Genomic DNA, 9,537 nt, shown 5'->3' on the forward strand with positions numbered 1-9,537 from the left:
GAACGGGACAGTCCGATCACAAGCCGATGGGTGAAAGTAGACCCTGATGATCTGTCGCTATCGGCAGCCGATCCGCCCGATAGGCCGATTGCGGCGCTGCGCGTTTCTTCGTGTCGCCCCTTCACAACGTTCTACAGGTCATCGGACATGATCCGTAGATCGGGCACGTCTTCTACTACCCAGTCTTCAGGCGGGTTCAGTTGCGCCTGCCGTTTGCCGGTGTTTGAATCTTTGACGAAACGCTGCCGATTCCAAACCAACCGCCCGATACAGAGTTCGTTGTTCAAGATGCCGGTGCCACGCTGGTAGTTGCCGTAGATCGTCGATGATCCCCATGTGCCAAGGGGGCCGTGAATGCCCCCATTGTTCAGTTGAGCAGCGATGTTGCGTGGGCTTTGCCCATGGCTGTAGTCCTGAAAGATACGTTGAACGATCTGGGCTTAGCTTTCATTGATCCGCCGTTCCCCTGTGGTGATAGACCCGTCTGCGTCCATATCTAGCGCAATGTCGTAACGGTATGTGATACCACCGGTTGATTTACCTTTACGCACACGTCCTTCAAGGTCGCGATGGGTCTTTTGAGCCAGGTCTTTCAGGATCAGGCTGCTCATAGTGCCTTTGAGACCGATATGCAGTTCAGAAATTTCCCCCTCTGCCACGGTTACAATCGGGATGCCCTGAAACCGCATCTGCTTGAAAAAGGCCGCGATATGTTCCTGATCCCGGCTGAAGCGGTCGAGACCTTCGGCTACGACGACTTCGAAATTATCAAGCCGGGCGTCTTCCAAAAGCCGTTGATAGCCAGAGCGAAGATGAGATGCTCCGCTCAGTCCTCGGTCGGAAAAGGTCTGGGCCTCCTGCCAACCATTGCTATTGATCAAGCGCAGAAACAGCCGATGCTGGTCCTCAATGGAGGCGTCACTTTGAAGATCGGTGGAGTAGCCGGCGTGGATAGCGGCGCGCATGGGTCGGGCCGTTCGGCCTTAGGAGCTGGCTGGCCCAACCCATTATAGGCATGGATTGGGCCGTGTTTTGTACTTTCGATTGCAACCCGTTGCAATGAAGGATGCTTCGGTCATAGGTATTTGGCCGAACTGACGAGCGGCTTTTGGGTGCGATAACTTGTCGTTTGCGACCCAAGGTCTTCATCTTTGCCTGCAGGAGAGATTGGTAGTCGTCACAGGCTTACAGTCCGATGGCACGATTGTAATGCTTCTGAGACATGTCCAGCGTGGCATGTCCGAGGATATCCCGGATGATGTTGACATGTTCCGGGTCTGTCTCTGCGATGCTGGTCGCCGCAATGTGCCGAAAATTGTGTGTGCGCAACTTAACGCCCAGCAAGCGTTTTGCCGCTTTCGGCAGCTCACGAGACAGGCCATTGGCGATAATCGGGTCTCCATATTGGCTGATCCACAGCGCATTGGATGTCTTGGGTCCAACCAGGATCGGACGACAGATCCCCAGATAAGACACCATCGGTTGCACCAGTAATTTGGGTAGAGGAAACCAGCGCTCTTTTTTTGTCTTTGGTGTCCTCAGCCGAAAGAAGAAATTCGAAAGCAACCGGGCTTGTATCGTGCGTACCCAAAGTCCATATACACACGGCTTACGTTTTTCTTTTTCGACCTGCTGTCTCCTCAATTCGGCGTTCAGTCTCTCGATTCAGACCGACCACGCCGAGTCGCCGCAATGGTGCGGGCGACAAGCATTAGGAGACTTCCACCATGGCAAATGGCACAGTAAAATGGTTCAACTCAACCAAAGGTTTTGGCTTTATCGAGCCTGAAGATGGGAAGCGCGACGTGTTCGTGCATATTTCCGCACTTGAGCGTTCCGGCATTAGCGAATTGAAGGACGGCCAGAAGGTTACCTTCGACGTCGAAGCTGGCCGTGACGGACGCGACAGCGCTTCCAACCTGGCACTCGCATAGCCTGCAACGGGCATCCTTTTGGGGTGCCCGGTTGCTCAGAGGGTTCCCAAGATCCGTTGGAGAACAAGTCAGTTGCAACAGCAGGAATTGACCCGGGCGCTCGTTCAATACCGCGTACCCGATACGAAGCGTAGTGTTTTTGAACTGACTATTACTGTTATCCCTTTTTTCGCGCTATGGGGCGCAGCGTGGTTTGCGCTTTCCCTTGGTGTCTGGGTCGCTATTCCACTGGCAATCCTTAACGCTGCATTTCTGGTGCGTCTCTTCATCATCATGCATGATTGTGGTCACGGATCATTTTTTAAAAACCGTACCGTTTGCAATTGGACAGGCCGGGTCTTGGGTGTTCTCGCCCTCACACCTTATGACGTCTGGCGGCAAAGCCACGCGATTCACCACGCCTCAACCGGCAACCTCGATCGGCGCGGGATGGGCGATATCCCTACGTTGACTGTAGAGGAATACCTGAAGCGCAAGTGGGCCGGTCGTGCCGCTTACAGGTTAATCCGGAACCCCTTCTTCCTGTTCTGTATCGTGCCTGTCTACACGTTCTTTCTGCAAAATCGCTTACCCTTTGGTTTCATGCGGTCAGGCTGGCTGTATTGGGCAAGCGCAATGGGAACAAACGCCGCGATTGCGGTGGTCCTGGCCCTGATTTTTTGGACCGGAGGCCTGGATGTGCTGGTTTATGTATTCCTGCCAACCATGATCGTCGCCGCCTCGATTGGTATTTGGCTTTTCTATATTCAACACCAGTTTGAACACACGACATGGGAACGGGAAGAAGAGTGGAACCTTCAGGACGCCGCATTCTATGGAAGTTCTCATTATGCCTTACCAGGCATCCTGCTTTGGTTCTCTGCAAATATTGGCGTTCACCATGTTCACCACCTTGCCAGCCGCATACCGTTTTATCGGCTAAACGAAGTTTTGCGGGACCATTCCGAGTTGGAAAATTGCCAACGTATTACTCTATATGAGAGCCTTCACTGTGCACGATTGCATCTTTGGGACGAAAAAAGCCAGCGCCTGCTGACATTTTCCGAGGCTTTGTCGAACGCCAATTCCAATGGGCATTTAGTGTAGCCTGGCGCGTACCAGGTAGGCTTCGACTGTATCACCGCCCAAGGCACGAATGGCCTCTAACCGGTGAAGGCCTTCAATCAGCACGAATCTCTTGTTGTCCGAGCGTATCTGGATCGGGGTCTTCTGGCCGTTTTTCAGAATATCTTCGGCCAGCGTCAGAACTTTTTGTTGATCAAGCGTTTTTGCCCGTTTCACAGGTACATAAATCAGGTCGAGCGGATATGGTCGTTTCTCCAACATAAGCTACGTGACCAACCTTTCGTACATTTGTTCCGATTTAGAGCTCACTTCAAAAGCGGGGGCTGGAACGTGCGTCATAGAACTGAACGAACAGCGTCGCGCAGTTCCTGATGCATAATCCAAGTTGCGGGCTCGTCGTCACTTTCGATGTAAGAAAATGCCAGAACCTGTGCGGCTCCATCATTCTGTGCCGATCCGGCTTCGGGAAGATCCAGCTCCAGATATTCCGCAATCAATAGCCCGATTTTCTTGAAGACCTTGATAGAGGCTTCGCGCGATTTGTAACCGGCCGCCTGAGACAAGTTACCAATGGTCAGACCGTCCTTACCCGCGATTGTAAGTGCTTTCAGCAACCTGACCTGCGCAGGGGTGAGCCTGATCTGGCGCAATGCCTCGGCATATTCTCTTTCACTGGGAACGAGGGTTCCGGAGTTTCCCTCCAAACGGCGTTGACCGCTACGCTTCCTGTCTCGTTCTTCGAGAATTTCTTTCAAGGCTTCTATAGCCAATGCTGGTGTTTCTCCAACTGCATCGGCAATCATTGTCTGCGTTTTGGCCGGCGGTTTGGGAAATGCCCGTGCAACACTATCGCCGCTCAGAACGCCGGCCTTGATCAAGTACTTTCCAAACTCTTCCTCAATCACTCCTGATACGTCAGCGTTCCGCGACTTACGAACACTGCGGTCCTGAAATGCTCGTTGTTCCAGACCTCGAGCTGACATCTTTGAACCGGAAAGGGTAATTTGAGGGGTATTTTTGCGCATCAGAGAAACACCACTACAACTATCGCTGCGACAAACACTGCCGATGCAATAGATATCTTTATCCCATTGGACCGGCGACGCGCCTTTTCAGCCTTGATGCTCTTGCCCAGGTTTTCATCAATCGAGTCATTGTTCACGGCTTTGTCCTTCCTAATTTCTCATGCGGCATAGGTTTCCACCAACGCATTGTTATGGCACATTTTCCGTGCACGTATCGTTCTGTCTTGTGAATGGACGATTACATTCCCAACCGTCACCTCTTCGGTTCAAATGAGCGTTGGAAGGAACTTGAATCTTATCGCACCTGTTCCGGTTTGCGCGAAAACCACGTTCGCATTTCCATCCGGAAAAAGTCTCAGGGGCGAGATATGCATCCTGTGGAATTGCCACTGGTTCACAGCTGCTCTCCGCCGCCCTGTAACCTCTGAGGCACACCCATCCATCCGAGCTTCTTTTGTCGCTCAGACGACCGTTTTTTGGGACATCTATTGCAACACAATTCTGGTTCTCTTTACGAAATCCCCAGTTGCAGTGTATTTCCTGCACGCCAAACCGAGTTTCGACGTACCCATTTTGGGGCGAAATCACTTCTTCACACTCTTCTCCGGCACGCTGGAACAGCCGATTGCACGTCCACTGATCCCCGGTTGATGCCAGGTAGGCATTTTCAGGAACTCTTATTTTCTCACAGAGTTCTCCGACATTCTGAAAACCGTGATTGCATTCCCACCCGCGGCCATAGGAGCTACCCGTTAAATATGCGTTTTGGGGTACGTCTGGACTTTGGCAGGATCCGTTTCTGTTTTCGAAACCTTCGTCACAAACCGATGCACTGGCATTGCCTGCGACTTGGGCAGCAAGCTGCGTTCCTGAGAGCGACACCAAAAGTGTCGAGATCAAACAAAGTATGTAGCGCGTAAACCCAATGAGTGACTGATCCAAACGGAGCCAGAGACCTGATCTATCGGGCATCAAACACGCAATTCATGTGCCAAGTGCTGTTCATGCGGCGCCTTCTTTCCTTGGTCACGCGATGACAGGTGCATGTCCGGTGACAGTTGCAAATGCTTGCGAGGAACGAGCTCATAGCGAAGACCCCAGCGAAACCCGTTCCTATGCTGGGGCACATGCTACAGTTAGTCTGAAGGCCATTGGTTTATCGTAACCGGCAGCATCGCGGCGACGAGATACTTTCACCAATACACTTTTGTGGTTCGTGGCAGCGATAGAGTCAAGGAACTTTCCTTCGTCGCCGTGGCAGCGCCGCTAGGGCTGGTAGTATTTGAAACTGCAGGTGACCAAGTTGCCAAACAAGCCTCCGAAAGAAATTAACTGGCACCGGTCTGACGTTGTAGAGATTTCGGACTGGACCAACAGCGAATACCAACTTTGTCTCGCGTCGCCCTTATCGGGCCTGAGCGCCGCGAAAGTGCTGTACGTGATCAAGGTTTCCAGGTGTCTATAGATGATTGGCCAGACGTCATCAGGAGCAGTGCAGCGACAAAAGTGCCGCATGCCGCGCGATGCTCAAATTACAGCAATGCACATGAAGCGGGCATGGTACAGTCGCTGAGCTTCGGTCTCAATGACATTGTGAGAAACACTATTGGCCGAAATTTGAATTCAAACTCCTAACTTGGTGGTTTCCAATTGGCTTGTCTCATGGCGTAACTGAGGTCTTTGCCGTATTTCGAATCTACAAATAGCTCCTCAAAGAGCGCATCCACGCGACTGTCAGGCCACTCGCGTGACAGTTGCTCAGATAGAGTTTGTGCTTCTGCCTTATTCCCCAACATCTGATGTGACGCCATAAGGTAAGCAACGGTTACTGGTCCCACAGGGCCGCCTTTTTCAGCTACGCTTTCAAAGGCTGACACAGCGCCTTCATAGTCCTTCATATGGAACTTTGCTGACCCCATCGCGTTCTGAAAAACATAACCCCGCTCTAGCTCGATTTTTGAGAGTGCGTCCTCGCTAATTTCTACGACTTGTTCAAACGAACCGGAATAGAGCAGGACCAGCGACACGAACTCCAAAACATGTACATCGTGTGGTGCCAAACGCCGTGCTCTTTGCGCAAATTCTATGGCTTCAAGCCAGTTTCCCTTGGCAAATTTGACCCAAGCCATTGCGGCTTGGCTCCACCCCGCTTCCGGAGCCAATTCGATGGCCCTGTTGGCCTGAGTGTCCGCGTAGTTCAACATGTCCTGAGCTAGGTCGACGTCGGATGTCAGCACTGCAATTGTGGCGGCGACTTGTGCAGCGCCTGCATGGCCGCCGAAATAGCTGTCGTCGTTTTCAATTGCTCCCTGGAATATGGTTAAGGCCGCGTCAAGACGCGCAGGTTCCAAGGCCGGAAAGATCAGGTCCCGACCAGTATGGGCCAGATTTACAGCCTGAAGACGCATTGGGGATGCATCAAAAATGGCGCTGCGCTCATCACGGCTCAGCCCATCGACCGATAAGTCAGTTGGAACATCCTGCTTTGTCGAGCTCACCCAAAAAGCAATCGCACAACAGCCTAGAATTGTGATCCCGACAATCCTAACAGCTGGCCGTGCCAATGCACGAGCACTGGCTTCCAGCTCGGAGAAGTGGGGGTGAGCCATTTCGGAGCCGCTCCTCGTAATCCGAGGTGCGTAACCACCCTTTGGCAGTTCAAACACCGTTTTTTCCTCGTGCCCATCTGCAGCGTAATATTCGGCAAGCTTGCGGCGCAGGCGCCCAGCGTCCACTCGCACCACATTTTCACGGCGCGCCATCTCGGACATTGATCCGCCATAGACATCCATTGCAATCGTCTTGGCGCGAATTTCATCGGCCCTTCCATTGAGAGACTCCTCGACCACATACGCAAGAAAGTCCTGTAGTCGCTGTGACCCCTCGAAGGTTGAGGACCTCATAAGCCGCTGAAGTGCAGCCCGCACATCTTTGGCGGCAGGCACTTCACGTTCGTTCGCGATTACTGATGCGCTTTCAGATAATTCCATTTTTTCAGAAAGAAACGCCCCTCATTACACCGTATTATGCCCCGATAAACCTATTGTGAGAAGTGAATTCGTTTTTCTAATCGAAATTATGCTGATCCATCGAATGCGACATACAAGTGAAGAGTGACGCCGTTGATAGTCTGTTTCCCAACCATCAGGCCGCGATTGCGGACCTAAGGCGGGCGGACACCGTTTTCGATGAAATCTGCCGAGACTATCAGCTTCTCAGTGACGAGTACCTCTCCGTGAACACTGAGCCGGGGAGTCAGTCGTTCCCGATTGCCTGCGACATACGCGAGTCTTTGGATGGTCTTCGGGATGAAATTGCCCGGTCACTGCTCCGGGCAGGAAAGATGTAGCTCACAGTAGGGAAGGGATACCGATGAGATTTATTTTGAAACAAGCCTCGGCGTTAGTGCTGATGGCCGGTGCGAGCTATGCTCAAGAAGCGCCCATCATACACGACGGCGAGTTCGAGTTTCTCCGCGCGCAGTTCGCAGAGCAATGGGATGCTCAGGATTCGGAGATAGAAGTTAAGCTTGCCGAGATCCGTGACGCGAATGAAGGGCAACCACCCAACATCCTCTACATTCTGATTGACGATGTGAGTTTCGGTCAAATGGGCAACCGGACGATGAACTACGTCACCGGTTTCGATACGCCCAACATCAATGACTTTGCCACGGAAGGCATGTCTTTGATGAGAATGTACACTGAGCCATCTTGCACACCGACCCGAACGGCGATGTTGACCGGTCGCCACCCGGTGCGTGCAGGCGTCGAAGAGGTCAAAGTTGCGCTGGTTGGCGAAGGCCTTGCGGCCGAAGAAGTCACCATTGCCGAGATACTAAAGGAAAAAGGTTACAACACTGTGCACGTTGGGAAATGGCATCAAGGTGATATTGAGCAGGCCTATCCGCACAACCAAGGGTTTGATTGGGCCGCATTCCCCTTGCATCAGCAGGTTCAGCTCAGCCTGATGACACGTGATGCGATGGTCGCCAACAATATGCTTGGTTTCCATTCATCCGGTCAGTCCAACCAGTTCCAGTTGGATGAGCGATTCAAGCCCTATGGTCTGGTAACTGGCGTTGAAGGGGAAGCTGGCGGCCTTGCTCGTGAAGTCGACATGGCACCGGGCGAAGAATGGACCCAAGCGAAATACGAGGAAATGAACTTGCGCTATCAGCGTCAAGCATTGGAGCAGCTAGAGCGGCTGGCTTCGCAGGACGCGCCATTCTTTATGCAATACTGGCCACTCTATCCGCTGAACTTTGCTTATCCTGAGCAGGCCGTATCTCGCAATGGTGGTTTTCATGCAGACAAATTGCAAGTTTTGGACGGTTGGATCGGCGACGTTCTGGCCAAACTGGATGAAACCGGCAAGGCAGACAATACCGTCGTCATGATCATGGCCGACAATGGTTTGATGTACCACTACGAAGGTACATCCGGCCTGAACCAGCTGATATATCGCGGCGGAAAGACACAGCACCTTGAAGGCGGAGTGCGAACCGATGCATTTATCCGCTGGCCCGGCGCCATTGAGGCGGGCAGCGCGGCAGGTGACATCGTGCACGTATCTGACCTGTTCACCACCTTCGCCCGTATAGCAGGTGCGACTGACCGTATTCCACGGGACCGTGTGATTGATGGCATCGACCAGACGGCATTGTTGCTTGAGGGAGAAGGCAATTCGCGCCGTGACTACGTCTACGTGTACGAAGGGCCTGTTTTGCGCTCAGTTGTGAAGCAAGAGTTCAAGATGCATTTGCCGGCCCCCGGCCAGCCCGGCGCTGCGGCCCCCGTTTTCAATGTCTATCGAGACCCACGTGAAGAACATCCGCTTGTCGGGTACTCACTATGGTCCGGTGCATCTTTCCAAGACATGGTGAAGCGCCATCAGAAAACTATAGCAAAGCACCCGCATCTGCCACTGGGAAAGGGCGTTCCGTATGAGGGGATCGAGAACCTTCGTCCTGAAAGCGAACTGACCCGAGAAGTCTTCTCCAGTTGGCAATGATGAATGTAGACGGCGGCGCAAACCCGTCGCCGTCTAACCAGACCATTCAATTTCTCTCAGGCATATGATGCCACGCATCTTCCTGTGTTTTGTTCCCCTGATCTCTGCGCTGCTCGTGGTGGGCTATGCAGCCGAAGCTGAGGAAAACGCGTCAATTCCGTTGGCTGTGGTGAACAACACCGACATTCGATATCAGTATTTTGATTTGGGAGGGGGTACAGACCTTCAGGATGCCTTTGTCGATGGTGCATACATGCTGCGCCCTGATCTAAAACTCAAATGCAAGCTCCACTACAATTCAACGAATGCGACTGGCGAAAGGTTCAACGGGTTCGAAAAGACCAGCTTCAAGCTGATCTACTTTCCCTCACAGAAACCCTTGTCTGACACCTGGAGCAAAAAATCCGCACTTGGTTTGGAGTGGATCCTCCCCCAATGAAGTGGTCCGCCGTTATGTTTAGGAAAACGGAGGATCAGAATGGCAACGAAGAGACACAAGC

11 protein-coding genes are annotated in these 9,537 nt (G+C 52.6%); 4 read left to right on the forward strand and 7 right to left on the reverse strand.

Annotated features, from left to right (window positions below; all coding sequences use genetic code 11):
* Positions 1–131 precede the first annotated feature (131 nt).
* The 3 genes from AC2FNZ_RS11715 to AC2FNZ_RS11725 all read right to left on the reverse strand — a co-directional run bounded on the left by AC2FNZ_RS11715 (position 132) and on the right by AC2FNZ_RS11725 (position 1,644).
* Entirely contained in the window at positions 132–434 is a 303-nt protein-coding gene (locus AC2FNZ_RS11715) for a recombinase family protein (RefSeq protein WP_496840760.1), read from the reverse strand.
* 6 nt (positions 435–440) lie between these two features.
* Positions 441–965, reverse strand: coding sequence for a recombinase family protein (locus AC2FNZ_RS11720; protein WP_496840753.1), 525 nt, complete (start codon positions 963–965; stop codon positions 441–443).
* Positions 966–1,185: 220 nt separating this feature from the next.
* Positions 1,186–1,644, reverse strand: a complete 459-nt coding sequence (locus AC2FNZ_RS11725; RefSeq protein WP_496840754.1) for a tyrosine-type recombinase/integrase — start codon at positions 1,642–1,644, stop codon at positions 1,186–1,188.
* A gap of 83 nt (positions 1,645–1,727) precedes the next feature.
* On the opposite strand from AC2FNZ_RS11725, the gene AC2FNZ_RS11730 reads away from it, so the two are divergent.
* Complete coding sequence (locus AC2FNZ_RS11730; RefSeq protein ID WP_171634728.1) at positions 1,728–1,934, forward strand: cold-shock protein; 207 nt, start codon at positions 1,728–1,730, stop codon at positions 1,932–1,934.
* A 72-nt stretch (positions 1,935–2,006) separates the two neighbouring features.
* Positions 2,007–3,020 (forward strand): fatty acid desaturase, encoded by a 1,014-nt coding sequence (locus AC2FNZ_RS11735; RefSeq protein WP_496840755.1) that lies wholly within the window; start codon positions 2,007–2,009, stop codon positions 3,018–3,020.
* Here AC2FNZ_RS11735 and AC2FNZ_RS11740 read toward each other — a convergent pair.
* The 4 genes from AC2FNZ_RS11740 to AC2FNZ_RS11755 form a co-directional block, all read right to left on the reverse strand.
* On the reverse strand, positions 3,012–3,260 hold the full coding sequence (locus AC2FNZ_RS11740) for a ParB N-terminal domain-containing protein (RefSeq protein WP_039524390.1): 249 nt from the start codon (positions 3,258–3,260) through the stop codon (positions 3,012–3,014). The genes AC2FNZ_RS11735 and AC2FNZ_RS11740 overlap by 9 nt on opposite strands.
* Positions 3,261–3,334: 74 nt before the next feature.
* Positions 3,335–4,024, reverse strand: coding sequence for a hypothetical protein (locus tag AC2FNZ_RS11745; RefSeq protein WP_496840756.1), 690 nt, complete (start codon positions 4,022–4,024; stop codon positions 3,335–3,337).
* Positions 4,024–4,161, reverse strand: coding sequence for a hypothetical protein (locus AC2FNZ_RS11750; protein ID WP_170337404.1), 138 nt, complete (start codon positions 4,159–4,161; stop codon positions 4,024–4,026). Before AC2FNZ_RS11750 ends, AC2FNZ_RS11745 begins: the two co-directional genes overlap by 1 nt.
* A 1,494-nt stretch (positions 4,162–5,655) precedes the next feature.
* The gene (locus AC2FNZ_RS11755) at positions 5,656–7,014 is read right to left on the reverse strand and encodes a tetratricopeptide repeat protein (RefSeq protein ID WP_496840757.1); all 1,359 of its coding nucleotides are present in this window, start codon (positions 7,012–7,014) and stop codon (positions 5,656–5,658) included.
* A 382-nt stretch (positions 7,015–7,396) separates the two neighbouring features.
* Here AC2FNZ_RS11755 and AC2FNZ_RS11760 point away from each other — a divergent pair, with 382 nt between their 5' ends.
* The gene (locus AC2FNZ_RS11760; protein WP_496840758.1) at positions 7,397–9,037 is read left to right on the forward strand and encodes a sulfatase-like hydrolase/transferase; all 1,641 of its coding nucleotides are present in this window, start codon (positions 7,397–7,399) and stop codon (positions 9,035–9,037) included.
* 67 nt (positions 9,038–9,104) lie between these two features.
* Positions 9,105–9,476, forward strand: coding sequence for a hypothetical protein (locus AC2FNZ_RS11765; RefSeq protein ID WP_496840759.1), 372 nt, complete (start codon positions 9,105–9,107; stop codon positions 9,474–9,476).
* Positions 9,477–9,537: the final 61 nt, after the last annotated feature.

The organism is Ruegeria sp. SAZA006 (assembly GCF_059613465.1).